The organism is Cognatishimia sp. SS12, from assembly GCF_028369055.1.
GTDB lineage: Bacteria > Pseudomonadota > Alphaproteobacteria > Rhodobacterales > Rhodobacteraceae > Cognatishimia.
On the sequence record NZ_JAQNCZ010000002.1, the window covers coordinates 75,937 to 92,955 of the forward strand.

At 59.7% G+C, this 17,019-nt stretch carries 20 protein-coding genes; 5 read left to right on the forward strand and 15 right to left on the reverse strand.

Features of this window, described 5'->3' with window-relative positions; all coding sequences use genetic code 11:
* The first annotated feature begins 176 nt into the window (after positions 1 to 176).
* Positions 177 to 1,055 carry a phosphotransferase gene (locus N6L24_RS04940; protein WP_271843551.1) on the forward strand — a complete coding sequence of 293 codons (879 nt, stop codon included), beginning with the start codon at positions 177 to 179 and terminating at the stop codon, positions 1,053 to 1,055.
* On the opposite strand, the gene N6L24_RS04945 is transcribed toward N6L24_RS04940, so the two are convergent.
* A complete protein-coding gene (locus N6L24_RS04945) occupies positions 1,029 to 2,375 on the reverse strand; it encodes a lytic murein transglycosylase (protein WP_271843552.1) in 1,347 nt (448 codons plus the stop codon). The genes N6L24_RS04940 and N6L24_RS04945 overlap by 27 nt on opposite strands.
* Before the next feature lie 71 nt (positions 2,376 to 2,446).
* On the reverse strand, positions 2,447 to 3,145 hold the full coding sequence (locus N6L24_RS04950) for a helix-turn-helix transcriptional regulator (protein WP_271843553.1): 699 nt from the start codon (positions 3,143 to 3,145) through the stop codon (positions 2,447 to 2,449).
* Between the two features lie 81 nt (positions 3,146 to 3,226).
* Between N6L24_RS04950 and N6L24_RS04955 the strand changes: the two genes are divergently transcribed.
* Positions 3,227 to 3,646: a DUF1801 domain-containing protein gene (locus N6L24_RS04955; protein ID WP_271843554.1), complete on the forward strand. Its 420-nt coding sequence runs from the start codon at positions 3,227 to 3,229 to the stop codon at positions 3,644 to 3,646.
* Here the strand turns inward: N6L24_RS04955 and rnr are convergent.
* Genes rnr through dapE form a run of 4 tightly spaced genes read right to left on the reverse strand, consistent with a single transcriptional unit; the run spans position 3,643 to position 8,090 of the window.
* Positions 3,643 to 5,904: a ribonuclease R gene (gene rnr, locus N6L24_RS04960; protein ID WP_271843555.1), complete on the reverse strand. Its 2,262-nt coding sequence runs from the start codon at positions 5,902 to 5,904 to the stop codon at positions 3,643 to 3,645. The genes N6L24_RS04955 and rnr overlap by 4 nt on opposite strands.
* Positions 5,905 to 5,935: 31 nt before the next feature.
* Positions 5,936 to 6,529 (reverse strand): TIGR04282 family arsenosugar biosynthesis glycosyltransferase, encoded by a 594-nt coding sequence (locus tag N6L24_RS04965; RefSeq protein WP_271843556.1) that lies wholly within the window; start codon positions 6,527 to 6,529, stop codon positions 5,936 to 5,938.
* Positions 6,526 to 6,948, reverse strand: a complete 423-nt coding sequence (locus tag N6L24_RS04970; protein ID WP_271843557.1) for a GNAT family N-acetyltransferase — start codon at positions 6,946 to 6,948, stop codon at positions 6,526 to 6,528. The genes N6L24_RS04965 and N6L24_RS04970 overlap by 4 nt, the downstream gene beginning before the upstream one ends.
* The gene (gene dapE, locus N6L24_RS04975; protein ID WP_271843558.1) at positions 6,945 to 8,090 is read right to left on the reverse strand and encodes a succinyl-diaminopimelate desuccinylase; all 1,146 of its coding nucleotides are present in this window, start codon (positions 8,088 to 8,090) and stop codon (positions 6,945 to 6,947) included. The genes N6L24_RS04970 and dapE overlap by 4 nt, the downstream gene beginning before the upstream one ends.
* 57 nt (positions 8,091 to 8,147) lie before the next feature.
* Between dapE and N6L24_RS04980 the strand changes: the two genes are divergently transcribed.
* Positions 8,148 to 9,329 (forward strand): Hint domain-containing protein, encoded by a 1,182-nt coding sequence (locus N6L24_RS04980; RefSeq protein ID WP_271843559.1) that lies wholly within the window; start codon positions 8,148 to 8,150, stop codon positions 9,327 to 9,329.
* Between the two features lie 2 nt (positions 9,330 to 9,331).
* Here N6L24_RS04980 and N6L24_RS04985 read toward each other — a convergent pair whose 3' ends face one another.
* Both N6L24_RS04985 and dapD read right to left on the reverse strand, forming a co-directional pair.
* Positions 9,332 to 9,694: a hypothetical protein gene (locus N6L24_RS04985; protein ID WP_271843560.1), complete on the reverse strand. Its 363-nt coding sequence runs from the start codon at positions 9,692 to 9,694 to the stop codon at positions 9,332 to 9,334.
* 70 nt (positions 9,695 to 9,764) lie between these two features.
* A complete protein-coding gene (gene dapD / locus N6L24_RS04990) occupies positions 9,765 to 10,592 on the reverse strand; it encodes a 2,3,4,5-tetrahydropyridine-2,6-dicarboxylate N-succinyltransferase (RefSeq protein WP_271843561.1) in 828 nt (275 codons plus the stop codon).
* A gap of 205 nt (positions 10,593 to 10,797) precedes the next feature.
* On the opposite strand from dapD, the gene N6L24_RS04995 reads away from it, so the two are divergent.
* A complete protein-coding gene (locus N6L24_RS04995; RefSeq protein ID WP_271843562.1) occupies positions 10,798 to 11,643 on the forward strand; it encodes a TIGR00730 family Rossman fold protein in 846 nt (281 codons plus the stop codon).
* A gap of 3 nt (positions 11,644 to 11,646) precedes the next feature.
* Here N6L24_RS04995 and N6L24_RS05000 read toward each other — a convergent pair whose 3' ends face one another.
* From N6L24_RS05000 to N6L24_RS05010, 3 genes are all read right to left on the reverse strand, one after another.
* Positions 11,647 to 11,829, reverse strand: a complete 183-nt coding sequence (locus tag N6L24_RS05000) for a hypothetical protein (RefSeq protein WP_271843563.1) — start codon at positions 11,827 to 11,829, stop codon at positions 11,647 to 11,649.
* 34 nt (positions 11,830 to 11,863) lie between these two features.
* Positions 11,864 to 13,048: a 23S rRNA (adenine(2503)-C(2))-methyltransferase RlmN gene (gene rlmN, locus N6L24_RS05005; RefSeq protein WP_271843564.1), complete on the reverse strand. Its 1,185-nt coding sequence runs from the start codon at positions 13,046 to 13,048 to the stop codon at positions 11,864 to 11,866.
* Positions 13,049 to 13,173: 125 nt separating this feature from the next.
* Positions 13,174 to 13,704, reverse strand: coding sequence for an invasion associated locus B family protein (locus N6L24_RS05010; protein WP_271843565.1), 531 nt, complete (start codon positions 13,702 to 13,704; stop codon positions 13,174 to 13,176).
* 166 nt (positions 13,705 to 13,870) lie between these two features.
* Here N6L24_RS05010 and N6L24_RS05015 point away from each other — a divergent pair, with 166 nt between their 5' ends.
* On the forward strand, positions 13,871 to 14,872 hold the full coding sequence (locus N6L24_RS05015; protein WP_271843566.1) for an asparaginase: 1,002 nt from the start codon (positions 13,871 to 13,873) through the stop codon (positions 14,870 to 14,872).
* 46 nt (positions 14,873 to 14,918) lie between these two features.
* Here N6L24_RS05015 and N6L24_RS05020 read toward each other — a convergent pair whose 3' ends face one another.
* From N6L24_RS05020 to N6L24_RS05035, 4 genes are all read right to left on the reverse strand, one after another.
* Complete coding sequence (locus N6L24_RS05020; RefSeq protein ID WP_271843567.1) at positions 14,919 to 15,233, reverse strand: hypothetical protein; 315 nt, start codon at positions 15,231 to 15,233, stop codon at positions 14,919 to 14,921.
* A gap of 95 nt (positions 15,234 to 15,328) precedes the next feature.
* Positions 15,329 to 15,760 carry an SRPBCC family protein gene (locus N6L24_RS05025; protein WP_271843568.1) on the reverse strand — a complete coding sequence of 144 codons (432 nt, stop codon included), beginning with the start codon at positions 15,758 to 15,760 and terminating at the stop codon, positions 15,329 to 15,331.
* Positions 15,757 to 16,080 carry an ArsR/SmtB family transcription factor gene (locus N6L24_RS05030; RefSeq protein ID WP_271843569.1) on the reverse strand — a complete coding sequence of 108 codons (324 nt, stop codon included), beginning with the start codon at positions 16,078 to 16,080 and terminating at the stop codon, positions 15,757 to 15,759. The genes N6L24_RS05025 and N6L24_RS05030 overlap by 4 nt, the downstream gene beginning before the upstream one ends.
* Positions 16,081 to 16,124: 44 nt before the next feature.
* Positions 16,125 to 16,973 (reverse strand): LysR family transcriptional regulator, encoded by an 849-nt coding sequence (locus N6L24_RS05035; RefSeq protein ID WP_271843570.1) that lies wholly within the window; start codon positions 16,971 to 16,973, stop codon positions 16,125 to 16,127.
* Positions 16,974 to 17,019 lie beyond the last annotated feature (46 nt).

The window sequence follows — 17,019 nt, forward strand, 5'->3', positions numbered from 1 at the left end:
GCTGCGCGAGGGGCCAGCAGGAACCGCATCGCAGAAGGCCAGCGGGGGCATTTACCAGCCTGGCCCAGACCTTGCATCACAATACGGGGGCGTATGGCCGAGGCAGAGGGGACCATATTGTGCCTCTGAGCGGACAAAGATACTCTGCCCCTCACCGGAATTCCAAAGGCCTGACCGTGATCCTGACCCCAACGCAGCCTCCGCAATCTTTGCGCCACGTGGTCGCGACACATGTCGCCTGGGCCACAGACGGTGACTGGCACCCCCTGTTTGGCGGGCGCACCAACAGTGCCTGGCGACTGACGCGCCGAGGCACAGCGGATGCGGTCATTCTGAAACTCTATCGCGCCCCGGCTGGCAACCCGCTCTTTCCCAATGACCCCAAGGCCGAGGCAATACTGCTGCGGCACCTTTCCGGCACCGGCCTTGCGCCGGAGCTGATTGCCAGCGCAGACCACGGGCTGGGCCACTTCAACCTCTATCAAGCCATTCCCGGGGCGCAGTGGCGCGACGGTACAAAAGACGTCGCCGGGTTGATCAAGCGACTGCACGCCATCCCCCCACCTGAGGGGCTGCGGCAAGCTGCCAATGGCAGCGACGCGCTATTGGCACAAGCAGATGCAATTCTGGCGCAGTGCCGCAACGTCGCGTCACTGAGCGCCCTGCGCCCGCAGCATTCAGTTCTGCCAACCAAGGATCATGTATTGCTGCACACAGATATCGTCGCCGGCAATCTCATCCGCAATCCCAGTGGTCTCCACCTGATCGATTGGCAATGCCCGGCGATTGGTGACGCCACCGAAGATCTGGCAACTTTCCTCTCGCCAGGCATGCAGATGCTGTATCGTGGCACGCCCTTGGCGGCGGCGGAGGTATCTGAATTTCTTGGACAATTCTCAGAGGGGCAAAACATACGCTATCGTATGCTTTGTCCTTTTTATCACTTTCGCCTTGCCGCCTATTGCCTCTGGCAATCCGAGCGCGACGCCCCGGATTACGAAGACGGCTATTGCGCCGAGATCGTCGCCCTAGCGCAGGCGCTTGAGGATATCTAGCGAGGCATAGCCATCGGGCTCCATGCCGATGGCGCGTTGATAGGCGCGCACCGCCTCAATCGTCAGCGGGCCAATCTTGCCATCGATCTTGACCGTATCAAACCCTTTGGCGGTCAGGCGACGTTGCAATTCTTTACGCTCAGAGAAGGTCAACGCCCGGTCATTGCGCGGCCAGCTCGATTTGATTTTGGCGCCCCCTTTGATGCGGTCGCTCAGATGCCCGACACCGATCACATAGGCGTCCGCCGTGTTGTACCGTTCAATCGCATCAAAGTTGCGGAAAATCAGAAAAGCTGCGCCGCGATGGCCTGCGGGCAACAGCAGTGACGCGCGGCCATAGTCACGCACAGAGGTTCCATCAACCGCGCGCACCCCCAGGCCCGCCCATTCGCTGGGCATCTTCTTGATCTTGCGATTGGCCAGCCCATAATTAAAACCGCGCGGCAGGGACACTTCGATGCCCCAAGGCACGCCCGACTGCCAGCCAGAGCGTTTGAGATAAGCGGCGGTTGACGCCAGCGCATCTGTGGGGTCATCAGACCAGATGTCGCGTTTTCCGTCGCCTGTGAAGTCAACGGCAAAAGACAGGTAACTCGTCGGGATGAACTGCGTATGCCCCATCGCCCCGGCCCAGCTGCCAACCATACGCCTTGGTACGGTATCGCCACTTTGCAGGATCTTAAGCGCAGCGATCAACTGCGCCTCAAAGAAACGCCCGCGCCGCCCATCAAAGGCCAATGTGGCCAAAGCTTCGATGACCGGGGTATCGCCGCGCACCGCGCCATAGGCGCTTTCAAGGCCCCAAATGGCGACCACCACTTCTTTGTCCACACCATAGGTGCGCTCAATCGCTTCAAGCGTGCGCGCATGTTTGCGCAACGCGGCCCGCCCGTTTTTCACGCGCGTATCAGAGGCGGCGGTATCCAGATACTCCCAGAGCGTTTTGGTGAATTCGGATTGGTTTCGGTCCCGGCGCACCACATCGGCATTATAGCTGACCCCGCGAAACGCGCGGTCCAGCACCGCCCCAGAAATCCCCTGCCGCTTGGCCCGGGATTTGAAACTGCGAATCCAATTTTCAAATCGGGCATTCGCCAAAGTGACCTCGGGCCGCAGAAGCAAATCGTCCGGCCGGGCCACAGGCCGCGCCGACATGGCCACCGGCCCAACCGCCGCGACGCGAATGCCCTCTGGCTGTGGCGCTGACTCGCGCGGCACAGGGCGCAGCGAGCGCTCCGGTGCATTGGCCCAAAGCGGACCCATCGATACCAATAAAATTAACCCACTCGCGCAGGCGCGTTTCAAATGCCGTATTTGCATTTTGCCCCCCTCGATCCTCAATAGCTTTAGCTAATCAGATAGACGGCAGCCGGAGAATAGCAAACTTGGGATCAGCAGCTTCCCGGCGAATGCGCGCGCATCCGCTCAAGATAGATGCGCAGCATCGGAACACGCTGCGGGCGGAAGCTTTGCTCCAGCACCGTGAGGTTTTGCATGCGATCCAGCCGGAAGGCCCGGTAATCCTGCCGCAGATGACACCATGCCAACAGACAATGACTCATCTGCATATAGACAATCGACAGCGGGTCCACCTCGCGGTGGGTCTGCGCGGCCACGGCATCGATATAGTCAAAGGCAATGCGCCGCTCCTCCCAGGCCGCCCGGCGCAAAACGCGCGCATCCACGGTGGGGGCCGGCGGCGGCGAAAAACTTTGCGCGCTCAGCACCGCATGGCGTAAGCGGTGCGCCTGCCCATCCGGCAAACGCGCCCGCAGCTTTGAAAACGCAGAGTCCGCCGCCTGGGCAAGCGCCGGGTCGCCCACTGCCATCACCTCGCGCAGACCCAGAACCAGCGCTTCCAATTCCTCATCCTCAAAGGCCAACGGCGGTAGGCTCGCGTCTTCGATCAACGTATATCCAAAACCCGCCTCACCATCGATCACAGCGCCGAGTCCGCGCAAACTGTCGATGTCACGATAGATCGTGCGTTGCGACACGCTAAGTTCACTGGCCAGCACCTCTGCGGTCACAGGCGGCGACAGACTGCGCAGGGATTGCATAAGCTGAAACAGGCGGGCGGTACGGGACATGACCCCGCTATAGTCGGCCATACTGACAGAAATTGGCAAGAGGCCATGTTAAATTCTGCAAAGACCCCAAGAGGCTTTGCAATGCCCCCAGCTTTGACACCGGACCTTGACGCGACTTTCCACGCCTATCCCCCCGAGGCGCGCGCCGGGCTTTTGTTATTACGGCAGCTGATTTTCGAAGAGGCCAATACTCTGCCTCAGATCGGCCCTCTGGCCGAAGTGCTGCGCTGGGGGCAACCGTCCTACATCACACCCAAGCGGCGCGCGGCCACGCCGTTGCGGCTTGGCACGCATAAATCTGCCAGCTTTGCGCTTTTTGCGCACTGCCAATCCGGGGTGATCTCAACCTATGCGATGCGATTTCCGGGGTGGGATCGGCTCGATGGCAATCGAGCGGTGCTGTTTGACAGCATCACTGATATCGAACCCTTTCGCCTTGCGACATTGATCCGCCATGCGTTGACCTACCATCTAAAGCAACCGGAGCAGGCCGCGCATTAACGGCGCTTGCGCGCCACAGTGCGGCGGGTTTTGGCAGCCTTTTTCTTGGCCGCCGACAGCTTGCGTTTGCCCGAAGGCCCGCGTCCACGACGCGCATTGCCGCCGCCTTTGCCGGGGCGCACGCCATCCAGTTCCAGCAGCTCCAGCGCGATCCCGCCTGTGACAGGGGTTGCCTCGGCCAGGCGGACCAGCGCGCGCTGCCCCAGCCCGATGGTCATCCCGGTATCCGAGCCAACCAGAATATTGTTTTCCGCATCAAAGTGGAAATATTCGCGCCCAAGGTCGCGCATTGGCACCAGCCCGTCGGCCCCGGTTTCATCAAGTTTCACAAACACACCAAAACGCGCAATCCCGCTGATTTTGCCGGTGAATTCATTGCCAACCCGTTCCGACAGGTAAGACGCAAGATAGCGATCTGTGGTGTCGCGCTCCGCCAGCATTGAACGCCGCTCGGTCTGGGAAATATGCGCTGCGGTGTCTTCCAGCGTTTCGATGTCTTCGGGCGTCAGCCCATCCTTGCCCCAGCCATGCGCCGTGATCAGCGCGCGATGGACAATCAGATCGGCATAGCGTCGAATGGGCGACGTGAAATGCGCATAAGATTGCAGCGCCAGACCAAAGTGACCAAAGTTGCTGGGCGCATAATAGGCCTGCGTCATTGACCGAAGAGTCGAAAGATTGATCAGTTCAGCCTCTTCTGTGCCCGCAGCGTCATTCAGCAATTTGTTCAGATGGGCCGTTTTCAGCACCTGCCCCTTGGCCATATTGAACCCCGCCGCGCGCGCCACTTCGCGCAGGCTGTCCAGTTTTTCCGGATTTGGCTCTTCATGCACGCGGAACAACAGCGGCGATTGCTTGGCGATCAGGGTTTCGGCCGCCGCGACATTGGCCATGATCATGAATTCTTCGATCAGGCGATGCGCGTCCAGCCGATCGCGAAACTTGATTGAGGCCACCTGGCCTTCGTCGGTCAGCACAACTTTGCGTTCCGGCAGATCCAGATCAAGCGGCTGGCGTTCAGCGCGCGCCAGCTTTGTTGCGGCATATGCGGCATAGAGCGGCGCAATCACCTCATCCATCAGTTCGGCACAACGCGCATTGGGCGCGCCGTCCTGCGCGGCCTGAACTTCTTCGTAATTCAGCGAGGCGACAGAGCGCATCATGCCGCGCACAAATTTATGCGCGATCATCCGGCCCTTGGCATCCAGCGTCATGCGCACGGCGATACAGGCGCGCGGCACACCTTCGTGCAGCGAACAGAGGTCGCCTGACAAGCGATCCGGCAACATCGGCACCACGCGGTCTGGGAAGTAGCTGGAGTTGCCACGCTTGCGCGCCTCGCGATCCAGCGCGGATCCCGGGCGCACGTAATGCGCCACATCGGCAATCGCGACCCAAACGATATGACCGCCTTCGTTTTTGGGGTCATCATCCGCATGGGCCCAGCACGCATCATCATGATCCCGCGCATCGGCCGGGTCGATTGTGACCAAGGGCATATCGCGCAAATCGGTGCGCTTGCCCAAAGGCGCGGGTTTGGCTGAATCCGCGTCAGCAATGGCCGCATCGGGAAAACTGTCAGGAATGCCGTGCTGATGGATGGCAATCAACGATACAGCCTTGGGCGCGCTGGGATCGCCCAAGCGGGTGACAACCTTGGCGCGCGGCAGGCCCATGCGGCCCTTTGGGCCGATCTGTTCGGCTTCGATCAATTCGCCATCTTTGGCGTCATTGACTGCCCCGGCGGGCACCATCCATTCCTTGGCCTCGCCCTTGTCGATGGGCAGAATACGCCCGCCCTCAGCGGTTTTGCGAAAGACGCCCAGGATGCGCGTTGGGTTGGTGCCGATCCGGCGGATCAACCGCCCTTCATATTGATGCTCTTCCCCGCCGACCTGCGTCAGCCGGGCCAGCAACCTGTCACCTTCTCCCAGTGCCGGATCGCTCGCCTTGAGCATCAGTAAAATCACCGGCTCCGCGCCGCTCCCCTGCCATTCCAGAGGGCGCGCATAAAGATCGCCATCCACGCCAGTGCCCATGACCTCAAGCACAGAAACGGGCGGCAAGCGGTCTGGGTCCGCATAGCTGCGTTTCCGTTTCTCAAGATGACCTTCGGCCTCAAGCTCCCGCAGGATACGTTTCAAGTCGATCCGCGCGGCGCCTTTGATTCCAAAGGCCTTGGCAATGTCGCGCTTGCTGGTCAGGGTCGGGTTTTCGGAAATCCACTCAAGGATTTCCTCTTTTGATGGCATTCTCATGTTTGCGCCCTAGCATGTTGTGCCCGTATCGTCACCGGGAAAGATCGGTCAGGGTCTTCAGGTCTGACAACGTGTCAACATCACGCAAGGTTGCAATTTTGGCGATGCGCAAATCTTTCATGGTCGCGATGCTGTCAGAAAGCGCGTGTTCGGTAGACCAGCGCACGCCCTCAAACAGACCGGCGGGCACGGCGCGAGCGCGTTTCAGCCCCACCAGCCAATAGCCGCCATCTGGGGCGGGGCCAAAGATGGCATCTTGCGTGCCCAGCGCAGCAAAGGCGCTGGCGATATGCTGCTGTGTAATCCCGGGAATATCGGCGCCGATAATACAGACCGGCCCCGGCGGCAGCGTACGAAAAATGCGCGCCATCCGCGCGCCAAGATCGCCGGCACCCTGCGGTATCCGCGCCAAATGCGCGGGCCACACACGGCTTTGCAATCCCTCATGATCCGGCGCGACTGCCAGTACCAGGTCCCATTTCGGCGATTGCAGGCGGCGCAACACTGCGGCCACCTGATGACGGAACCACCAGGCCGCCCCGGTCATACCGAGGTCGCGCCCAAGGCGGGTTTTCACCCGGCCGGGATGCGGCTCTTTCACCATGACAACCAGCGTGGCTCTCACAGCTGCACTTCCATATCGCGGTGCGGAATACCCGCGTCATCATAGCTGTCGCCATAGGCCACAAACCCAAGCCGCTCGTAAAAACCCATCGCCTGCTCCTGCGCGCTGAGCATCAGCCGCTTGACCCCCGGCTGTGTTTTCAGATGGTCCATCGCATATTGCATGATTGCGACGCCCAGACCGGTGCCACGCGCCGATTTGACGACGCAAACACGGCCGATTTTTCCTGTGTCACCCTTTACGAACAGCCGTGCCGTGGCTTTGGGACTGCCGTCGACGGTGGCCAAAAGATGGATGGCCTGATCGTCAAGGTCATCAATCTCTTCGGCCTCTGGCACATTCTGTTCTTCGATAAAAACCACGCGCCGCAACGCCAGGCAGGTCTCGATATCGTCGGTGACAAAGATTTGCCAAGTCATGCAAAATAATCCCGCAAAATGCGCGCGTAGATCGCCTTGAGCTGATGGATCTGCGCCACGTCAACGCATTCATCCACCTGATGCATGGTTTTGCCCACAAGGCCGAATTCGACAACCGGACAATGGTGCTGCACAAACCGCGCGTCGGATGTGCCGCCGCTGGTGGACAATTCTGGCCGGCGGCCGGTTTCGGCCTCGACCGCGTTGGCCACAAGGTCCGAAAGCGCGCCGGGCGGTGTGATAAAGCTCTCGCCTGAAATTTTGACCTTCATGTCAATCTCAATCCCGGTCTGGGCGGCAACCGCATCTGCCTGCGCCTTGAGCCAGTCGGTGAGCGATGCACCGGAATGGGCGTCATTGAACCGGATGTTGACCGTCGCGCGGCATTCGGCGGGGATCACATTGGTGGCCGGATTGCCGGTATCCATGGTCACAACCGCCAAAGTGGATGGATCAAAATGCGCCGTGCCCGTGTCAAGCTCATGCGCTGAAAGCTGCGCCATCAGCTGGGCCATGGCGGGCAAAGGGTTTTTGGCGCGATGTGGATAGGCGGCATGGCCCTGCACCCCGGTGAAGGTGAACCAGGTGTTGATCGAACCGCGACGGCCGATTTTCATCATCTCGCCCATCTCATTGGGGCAGGTCGGCTCCCCCACCAGACAGACCGCCATCTGTTCGCCCGCCTCGGCCATATAGTCCAGCAGCGCGAGGGTGCCGTCCAGCGCCTCGGCCTCTTCATCGCCGGTGATGGCCAGAACAATTGCGCCCTCGGGCGGGCTCGTTTGCACATGATCAATCGCCGCCGCCACAAAGGCCGCAACACCGGATTTCATATCCGTGGCCCCGCGCCCATACATCACGCCATCTTTCACCTCAGCGCCAAAGGGCGGCATGCTCCAGGCGCTTTCATCGCCCAGCGGCACCACATCGGTGTGGCCGTTAAAGCCGAATGTCTTTGCATGGGCCTTGTCACCCCAACGGGCAAAAAGATTGCTGATGCCATTGCGGTCGACCCGCGTGCAGGTAAATCCGGCCGCGCTCAGCTGCGCTTCAAGCAAGGTGAGCGCGCCGCCCTCTTCGGGTGTGATCGACGGGCATTGGATCAACTGGGCGGTCAGCGCGGCGGCATCGACGTTTGACATGGTATCCTCATTTTAACGTGCCCCAGCCCTACCTTGGAACGCAGAGCGGTGCAATTCATGAGCGTGGCGCAGAAATTGCTGTGGCGGTCAGGCGAAGCGTGCTATTCCAAAACGAAACCCGGATCACAGCGGGATGAGCAGCGATATGAAACCTTTCGCCCCAAAGGCCCAGCGATGAGCTGGTGCGCCCTGGCAGATGCACAGGGGCATGCCCTGTCGCGCGCCATGGCCCGGCTGGCCCCCGAGGCGCTTTGGCCAAGCGGCACATTGATGCTTGAGGCGCGGCTCTCTCCGCATGATCGGCCCAAACCGCTCTTGGCATTGACGCTGCCGGGCGGGGCACCATTTGACCTGGCGCTGCAAGCCATGCCCACGGGCGGCATTCATTTCTTTTTGCAGCAGGCAGGGCACCACCAGCACGCCGCCCTCTCACCGACCGCCTCTGATCCAAGTGACATATTGCGCATCAGCTATGCGTGGAATGTCGCGCAGGGCTACGCGCATCTCGTTGTTGAGATGCCCGGCACACCGCACATCTGGCGGCATGTATTTCCGGCCGCCAACCCCATCCCCCAAGCGGCATTGCGATCCCTGATGTGCCCGACCTCACATCGTTTTGTTGGCGATGAGGTGATCTTTATGGCCTTGTCGGACCGGGTGGAGCCAGTGGGCCCGTTGCCCACGCTTTGCCCTCGCACACCGATCATGACCCCGTTTGGGGAAAAGCCCGCTGGCGCACTGAAACGCGGCGACTTGGTCACGACGCTGGCGGGGGACTCCGTGCCGGTTATACACAGCCTGCGCCACACCCTACCGGCGCGCGGATCCTTTCAACCCGTGCGCCTGCGCGCCCCATATTTCGGGCTAACCCACGATATCGTTGTCACCCCCGAGGCCCGGTTGCTCGTCGGGGGTACCCAGGTGGAGTATCTTTTTGGCGCGGAAAATGTGTTGGTCCCCGTCAAACATCTGATGTCCAATGCCTCTGCCCATCCCGAGGCGGGGCACCAGCTGGTGACATTTGTACAGCTCTTGCTGCCCGATCACGAAGCGATCATGGTCAATGGAACGGCCCTTGAAAGTCTGGGCATCGGGCGCATGCGCCGCAAGAAAGATCTGCTCAGGCACACCTTGCTAGGCCAGTTTGATCCGCAGTCCCTGCCGGAGCATTCCAAAACCACCTATGCGATCCTCAAACACTTTGAGGCCGTGACCTTGGCGCAGCATCGCGCCGCCTAGGATCACTGTGGCAGCGTTTCTTCGGCACTTTCCTCGCCATTGAAAAATGGCGTCATATGCGCAACCACAACGGAATTCTCATCAAGTGCCCGCTGCATCAATTCGCGCTCGTCCGCATCGATTTCATGCCCCTGCGCTTTGCGTTCATCCAGCGTGCCATAGCCGGTGACATCCAGCGGGGCGAGGTCGGCCTGCTTTAGAATGGCAACCGTTTCACGCACGGCTTCGGCTTCGTCCACGCCCGAGGCATAGATCATCAGCGCCGCGCCGGTGGCATCCTCGGGCAGCCCGTCACCATCCTTGCGGCCCACTTGCACAAGCAGGGTATAAACTTGCTGACGCGATGGTTTCTTGGGCTTGTCCATTGGGGGCATACTTTCTGAAGAATGGCCTGCCACCCGCGGGGCGCGGATGGCAGAAGTTTGTCGCCCGCGCTTAGTCGCGCAGCAACTCGTTGATGCCGGTCTTGGAGCGTGTGCGTTCATCCACACGTTTCACAATCACCGCACAATAGAGGTTGATGCCGTTCTTGGACGGCATGGAGCCCGCAACAACAACAGAATAGGGTGGCACTTCGCCATACATGACTTCGCCGGTTTCACGGTCAACGATCTTGGTGGACTGACCAATGAATACGCCCATGCCCAGAACCGACCCCTCGCGGATGATACAGCCTTCGACCACTTCGGAGCGGGCCCCGATGAAGCAGTTGTCTTCGATGATGGTTGGCCCGGCCTGCATCGGTTCAAGAACGCCGCCAATGCCGACGCCGCCAGACAGGTGCACGTTCTTACCGATCTGCGCACAGGAGCCGACCGTGGCCCAGGTATCCACCATGGTGCCTTCGTCGACATAAGCGCCAAGGTTAACGAAAGATGGCATCAGGACAACGCCGGGCGCAATAAAGGCAGATTTGCGCACTACGGTGTTGGGCACGGCGCGAAAGCCAGCCGCGCGCCATTGGTTTTCGCCCCAGCCTTTGAATTTGCTGTCGACTTTATCCCACCAGCCAGAGCCTTGTGGACCACCGGATTGCTCTTCCATATCTTTCAGGCGGAACCCAAGCAAAACAGCTTTCTTGGCCCATTGATTGACATGCCAATCGCCATTTTCCATCTTTTCTGCAACGCGCAGTTTGCCGCTGTCCAGCGCGTTCAGCGTATCTTCGATCGCTTCGCGTGTTTCGCCGGTCGTGGCGGGAGTGATGGTGTCGCGGGCGTCCCAGGCCGCCTCGATCGCCGTTTCAAGTTGCGCGTTTGACATGACTTTTGGCTCCATTCGTCAGGATTCGAGCTTACATAGCGAAACGTTCCCAAAACGTCACCCCAGAAGGGTGCCCTTGGTCATCAAGATGTGACATGCATCTGCCCCGCGCTATGTTATCCTGAGCAGCCCAAAGCGTTTCTGGCCACATCGCCCGGAACGCGCTAGGGCTAAGGAAATGCGCAATTACGAGGACTTATCCAGTATGAAAGACGATCATCGCACACCGTTTCGCGACGCACATGCCGACCGCACCAAAGCCAAAGAGGTGCCGGATACTCCGCAAACCCGTGCGCCCGCCTATCGTCTTGCCTTTGCCGATGATGATTTTCTTTGCCGCGAAGAGTTGCGCCCCGTCCGTTTGCAGCTGGAGCTGCTGAAACCGGAAATGCTGCTGGATGAACAGAACGTCAAAAGCACGATTGTGATGTTCGGCGGTGCGCGCATTCCAGAGCCAGCAAAAAAGGATCAGGCCCGCACCGAGACACTGGCGGATCTGTCAGCCTTTTACGACGAAGCGCGTGAATTTGCCCGCTTGATGACGCTGCGATCCAACGAAACCGGCGGGCGCGAAGATGTGATCGTCACGGGCGGTGGCCCCGGCGTGATGGAGGCCGGCAACCGCGGGGCGGTGGACGCCAAGGGCGTCTCCATCGGGCTGAATATCGTGCTGCCTTTTGAGCAGGCCCCCAATGCCTATGTCACCCCGGAACTTTGTTTCAATTTTCACTATTTTGCCATTCGCAAGATGCATTTTTTGATGCGTGCCCGCGCGATCTGCGTTTTTCCCGGTGGGTTTGGCACGCTGGATGAATTGTTCGAAGCGCTTACACTGATCCAGACCGGGCGCATGGAACGGGTGCCATTCTTGCTGTTTGGACGTGCCTTTTGGGAAAAGATCATCAACTGGGATGCCCTCAGCGACGCCGGGACAATTTCAGCCGAAGACCTTGACCTGTTCCGGTTTGTGGAAACGGCAGAAGAGGCCATTGCAGCCATCGACAATTGGGGAACGCCACAAATGCGCGATTCAATCCCCGGTCGTTGCTAACGCCTAATTTGCGGTGCGGGCGGGGCTTGCCGCCTGCTCCACCGGGGCAAAGCGGCGCGCGCTGAGGTCACGCATGATGGCCAGGCGGATTATATCCGCCGGGCTGACACCATTGGCATCAGCAGCGTCGCGCAGCGTGTCAAACACCGCACGATCCAACTCGAACATCACAGTGATTTCATCCATGCCCCAAGGTGGCGCAACGCGCCTTACCAAAGGGTTAATTCTTGACGCCAGCTTCCGCTTCGATCTGTTTGCGCGACTTGCGCGCACGTTCGGTCGCTGATTTCAGCTGACCACAGGCCGCCAGAATATCCTCGCCGCGCGGAGTGCGGATCGGCGAGGCATAGCCCGCCTGATAGATGATATTGGCAAAGGCGTGGATGCGGTTATTGGACGACCGTTTATAGGGTGCGCCGGGCCATTCATTGAACGGAATAAGGTTCACCTTGGCCGGGATCCCTTCGATCAACTTCACCAGACGATGCGCATCTTCATCGCTGTCGTTCACACCATGCAGCATCACATATTCAAACGTGATCCGTTCGCTATTGGTCAGACGCGGATAGTCGCGCAGCGCGTTCAGCAGCTCTTCGATATTCCAGCGCTTGTTGATGGGCACCAGCTTGTCGCGCACCTCATCGGTGGTCGCATGGAAGGACACCGCCAACAGACAGCCAATTTCTTCGGCGGTGCGGGCAATTTCCGGCACAACGCCCGAGGTCGACAGCGTAATGCGGCGGCGCGAAAGCGAAATGCCTTCGCCATCCATGGCGATCTTCATTGCGTCGCGGACATTTTCAAAATTATACAGGGGCTCACCCATGCCCATCAGCACGATATTGGACAACAGACGTGTTTCGTCCTTCGGAGCACCGGGCACCGGCCATTCACCAAGATCATCGCGCGCCATCATGATCTGCCCGACGATCTCGCCCGCCGTCAGATTACGCACTAGTTTCTGTGTCCCGGTATGACAGAAAGAACAGGTCAGCGTGCAGCCGACCTGCGAGGACACACAAAGCGTGCCGCGATCGGTTTCGGGGATATAGACCACCTCAACCTCGTGGCCCCCGGCAATGCGCACCAGATACTTGCGTGTGCCATCGCTTGACACTTGTTTTGAGACCACTTCCGGGATCTCGACCACAAAGGCTTCGTCCAATTGCGCACGATAGGCTTTCGCCAGGTTGGTCATGGCGTGAAAATCACGCACCCCCCATTGGTAGATCCATTGCCAGATCTGACCGACGCGCATCTTGGCCTGTTTCTCAGGGGTGCCATGCGCAATCAGCACATCACGCAAAGCTTCACGTGTCAGGCCAACAAGGTTTACCTTGCCGCCTTCGGGCAGCTTGCGCGGAATAGTATGGACGTCTTGCGTAATGGGCGCGCTATTGGTCATGGCGAGTCTCCAGGAAATCAAGCGCGTGGGTTACACCATTTGACCACAAAAGCAAACGGCTAACATGACGCCAGCCGTTTGGAACGCTTTAAGTCGTGTAGTCTCGGCCCGGGGCCGAGGCGCCGTTAGCTGCACCGCCGGTTTGCGTCATCCACCGCTGCCGTGAAGCCCAGCAGGGAAAATGTGTCTTCGGTGCGCGTCCCGCGGCCGCTGGACCCAACCAAAACGGCTGTCTTGCCCCGTTTCATTGCGGCAACAATCTTGGCGTCATCATCCGCGCTGGCGGGCCAGGCCCATTCACCTTCGGTGAACAGGTCATAGGACTCATCATCGATTTTCATCGAAACCGTCGAGCCCGATTTAAACGGATAGCCGCCGGTAAAGCCCACTTGACCTGTCACGCCACCATTGGGGCGATAAAAGACCATCAACAGCGTTTGCGTGCGCCGCACAGCAACCACCGCGCCGTTGCGGGTGTTGACGCTTTCTTTAAAGGTGCTGACCGCCCAGCATTCGCGCGGGTTGGTCTCTTCAAACACGCTCCAGTCGGTCTTGGCGGCGACCTGATTGGTGCTTTCCTGTGCCCCAGCGACCGTGCCGGCCATCGCCAGTGCCACCACGCCGAATAGACCCGCGCGCAAATTCGTAAATCCCATATCAACAGCCTCCAAGCTGTGTACCCTCAATCCCATGCCGCGCCCCTATCTGTTCACCGATATTCACCTGGCGGGCATTGTCATTCTCGATGGCTGTACTTTATCCTGATTTTGTCAGGCGGTGAAAGCCCCGTTGGCACGAAATTGCCCATATTTGAAGGTGACGATGACGCATCCTGCCCCGCTGGTCGAAATTACCCGAGGCCCCTTTGTCGAAAGCAGGCACAGCGGGCATGCGGTCGTATGTTCTGCGACGGGCGAAATCATCGAAGCATGGGGCGATCCCATGCAAATTGTTCTGCCCCGCAGCTCTGCCAAGATGATTCAGGCCCTTCCACTGATCGAAAGTGGCGCAGCCAAGGCTTTTGGGCTGAAGAACCATCACCTCGCGCTGGCCTGCGCCTCGCATAGCGGGGCAGCAATGCATACGCAGCCGGTTGCGGAGTGGCTCGTGGGGCTTGGCCTGTCAGAGGACGCGCTGCGCTGCGGGCCGCAAACGCCCCTTGATCGCGCAACGCGGCACGCGCTGCTGAAGCGCGACGAAGCCGGTTGCCAGCTACACAACAGTTGCTCTGGCAAACACGCCGGGTTCCTGACGCTCGCGCAGCATCTTGGCGCGGGGCCCGACTATCATCACATGGATCATCCGGTGCAGCAGGCGTGTTTAAGTGCCTTCAATGCCCTGACTGAGGAACTCAGCCCGGGCTTTGGCATTGATGGCTGTTCTGCCCCCAATCATGCGGCGTCGCTGCTGGGCATGGCCCGCGCTATGGCCTTTTTCGCAGCGGCCCGCCCGGATGGCGGCGCGCGTAGTGCCGCCGCCGCCCGGTTGATTAAGGCCATGACCGCCTATCCCGAGCTGGTCGCAGGAGAAGCCCGCGCCTGCACCCGGCTTATGCGGGCCATGAAGGGAAAGGTTGCGGTCAAATTTGGGGCCGAGGCGTTTTTTGTCGCGGTGATCCCGGAACGGAAACTGGGCGTTGCCCTGAAGATCACTGATGGCGCAACCCGCGCCGCCGAATGCGCTATTGCGGCGTTATTGGTGCGCCTGGGGGTGCTGGACGCCGCACATCCTGACGCGCAGCGCTATATCAATGCGCCGATCTTAAATCAGCGCAGGCATGTGACGGGCTATATGCGGCCCGCCGCCGGGCTGCTGCAACAATAAACACGCGGCCCGGACATGCCGGGCCGCGCGCGGTCTGCGAAAGCGCTTACATTTCGATAATTTCGGCGACCTCGACGGTGCCCTTTCCCCCATCGAGGATCGGGCAGCCTTTGGCCATTTCCAGCGCCGCGTCCATATTATCCGCGGTCACGATGGTGTAGCCAGAGGTCGGATTTGCACCGCCGTCATCCTGCACACCCGATGCTGTGACCGTCTTGGACATGCCCACCGGCGCGCCGGGGTCGGCGACCGAGGCCCCCATGCCGCCATACCAGTCCATCCATTTGGCCATGACCTTTTCACCCTCTTCCGGTGTCTCAGGCTTACCGCCACCGTGGTACACAAATGCAAATTTTGCCATTCTCTTTACTCCTGTTGAAATGATGGGCAGGCAGCCCGTTTGGGTCAGACACAGCGGGCTGCATCCGGTCGTTCACATCTGGCAAGCGCCAGCTCTTATCCCTGCAAGATGCGCTCCATCGTGCGCAGCGCGTAGGTCCATCCGGCCTCGTGGTTGGCACCGATGTCGCCATCCGCCAAATCACGGTGATCGACGATCAGCTTGGCACCATTGGCGGTTTCCACCACCGTCATTGTAACATGACTTTCGGCACCGCGCTTGCCCTCAGGATCATGCCACGCCCATGTGAAACCCACGGAATCCGGCGGTTTCACATGGGTGACATGGCCGGAAAGTTTCAGCGGGTTGCCATCTTTGGTGCGCATATCGACGAACCAGGGACCAGTGCGCGAAAAGTCCATGTCATCCGCGGGAAAGGTCATCCCTTCGTATCCGAACCATTCAAGCACATTGTGCCGTTTGGTCACGAAGTCAAACAGCCGCTCTTGGCTGACTGCAAACTCCCGCTCAAGCCGAATATCTGTCATAGCCCCTCCTCCGCCGCTAAGGCAGCAGCCATCCTGTCAAAACCGGCCTCCCAAAAGCTGCGGTGGTCCATTGTCCATTGGGCAATGCCGCGCAACGCATCCGGGCGCACCTTGTAAAACCTCTTGGTGCCAACGGCACGCTGATCCAAAACACCCGCCTCGCGCAGCACTTTCAAATGCCGCGAAATGGCAGGTCCGCTGATTCCCGATGCGGGCACCAGATCGCCAGCGGGCAATTCCCCCTCTGCCATCAGACGCTCAACAATCTCAAAGCGCGTCTCATCTGAAAGGGCGGCAAAAACTGTTCTCAGATCTTTCATGAGTCCCTTTATTAACTAGATTGTTATTTAATGCAACAGTTAAATTAAAGTTGCGAAATCTGTGCCTGAACCCAGGTCCGGAAGGCGGCGAGCGGCGGGTAAAGCACTTTGGTCTCTGGCCACACCAGATAATAAGCCCCATTGCTGATTTGTCGCGCCTGATCCAGCACCACCAGCCCGCGGCGTTGCGCCGGATCCTCCAGCAGGAACCGCGGCACCAGCGCGACCCCTAGCCCGCCGGCAGCGGCCTGCAGCATTGTGGCGAATTGATCAAACACCATTCCGGCGCGCGGCGGTGCCTCGATGCCATTCTGCGCGCACCACCGCTGCCACGCCTTTGGTCGCGTATCCAAATGCAACAGCGGCAGCCCCGGGATCATGTCCACCGTCACCTTGCGTCCGCGCGCCAAATGTTCAGACATCACTGGTGCCAGTTCTTCTTCCATCAACTTAACAGAATGTGCCCCCGCCCAATCGTCACGGCCAAAATGAATGGCGGCATGAAAATTGGTGCGACCGAAATCAAATGGGGCCAGGCGTGTCGACAGGTTGAGCGTCACGCCCTTATGCGCGCCCAGAAACCCCGATAGGCGCGGTGCCAGCCAATGCGCGCCAAAGGCGGGCAGGATGGCCAAATTCAAGACACCGCCATGCGGGTTTCCACGCAGATCGGTCGTCGCAGTGGCAATGCGCGCCAACCCCTCGTGCACGGCATTGGCATAGGTTGCCCCAACTGGCGTCAAAGACAGCCGCATTTTTTCGCGGGTGAACAGCGGATATTCCAAGAAAGCTTCCAGCTTTTTGATCTGCCGACTGACGGCACCCTGTGTGAGGTCTAGTTCCTGTGCGGCCAAAGTCACCGATCCGCTGCGCGCCACTGCATCAAATGCCATCAGCCAGGAAACCGGAGGGAGGGAGCGTCGTGTCAGCACAAACCAT

Excerpts from the sequence above, each read along its gene's own strand:
- N6L24_RS04945 (WP_271843552.1), bottom strand. The coding sequence starts at position 2,375 with ATGCAAATACGGCATTTGAAACGCGCCTGCGCGAGTGGGTTAATTTTA.
- N6L24_RS04950 (WP_271843553.1), bottom strand. The coding sequence starts at position 3,145 with ATGTCCCGTACCGCCCGCCTGTTTCAGCTTATGCAATCCCTGCGCAGT.
- N6L24_RS04955 (WP_271843554.1), top strand. The coding sequence starts at position 3,227 with ATGCCCCCAGCTTTGACACCGGACCTTGACGCGACTTTCCACGCCTAT.
- rnr (WP_271843555.1), bottom strand. The coding sequence starts at position 5,904 with ATGAGAATGCCATCAAAAGAGGAAATCCTTGAGTGGATTTCCGAAAAC.
- N6L24_RS04970 (WP_271843557.1), bottom strand. The coding sequence starts at position 6,948 with ATGACTTGGCAAATCTTTGTCACCGACGATATCGAGACCTGCCTGGCG.
- dapE (WP_271843558.1), bottom strand. The coding sequence starts at position 8,090 with ATGTCAAACGTCGATGCCGCCGCGCTGACCGCCCAGTTGATCCAATGC.
- N6L24_RS04980 (WP_271843559.1), top strand. The coding sequence starts at position 8,148 with ATGAGCGTGGCGCAGAAATTGCTGTGGCGGTCAGGCGAAGCGTGCTAT.
- N6L24_RS04985 (WP_271843560.1), bottom strand. The coding sequence starts at position 9,694 with ATGGACAAGCCCAAGAAACCATCGCGTCAGCAAGTTTATACCCTGCTT.
- dapD (WP_271843561.1), bottom strand. The coding sequence starts at position 10,592 with ATGTCAAACGCGCAACTTGAAACGGCGATCGAGGCGGCCTGGGACGCC.
- N6L24_RS04995 (WP_271843562.1), top strand. The coding sequence starts at position 10,798 with ATGAAAGACGATCATCGCACACCGTTTCGCGACGCACATGCCGACCGC.
- N6L24_RS05000 (WP_271843563.1), bottom strand. The coding sequence starts at position 11,829 with ATGGATGAAATCACTGTGATGTTCGAGTTGGATCGTGCGGTGTTTGAC.
- rlmN (WP_271843564.1), bottom strand. The coding sequence starts at position 13,048 with ATGACCAATAGCGCGCCCATTACGCAAGACGTCCATACTATTCCGCGC.
- N6L24_RS05010 (WP_271843565.1), bottom strand. The coding sequence starts at position 13,704 with ATGGGATTTACGAATTTGCGCGCGGGTCTATTCGGCGTGGTGGCACTG.
- N6L24_RS05015 (WP_271843566.1), top strand. The coding sequence starts at position 13,871 with ATGACGCATCCTGCCCCGCTGGTCGAAATTACCCGAGGCCCCTTTGTC.
- N6L24_RS05020 (WP_271843567.1), bottom strand. The coding sequence starts at position 15,233 with ATGGCAAAATTTGCATTTGTGTACCACGGTGGCGGTAAGCCTGAGACA.
- N6L24_RS05025 (WP_271843568.1), bottom strand. The coding sequence starts at position 15,760 with ATGACAGATATTCGGCTTGAGCGGGAGTTTGCAGTCAGCCAAGAGCGG.
- N6L24_RS05030 (WP_271843569.1), bottom strand. The coding sequence starts at position 16,080 with ATGAAAGATCTGAGAACAGTTTTTGCCGCCCTTTCAGATGAGACGCGC.
- N6L24_RS05035 (WP_271843570.1), bottom strand. The coding sequence starts at position 16,973 with ATGGCATTTGATGCAGTGGCGCGCAGCGGATCGGTGACTTTGGCCGCA.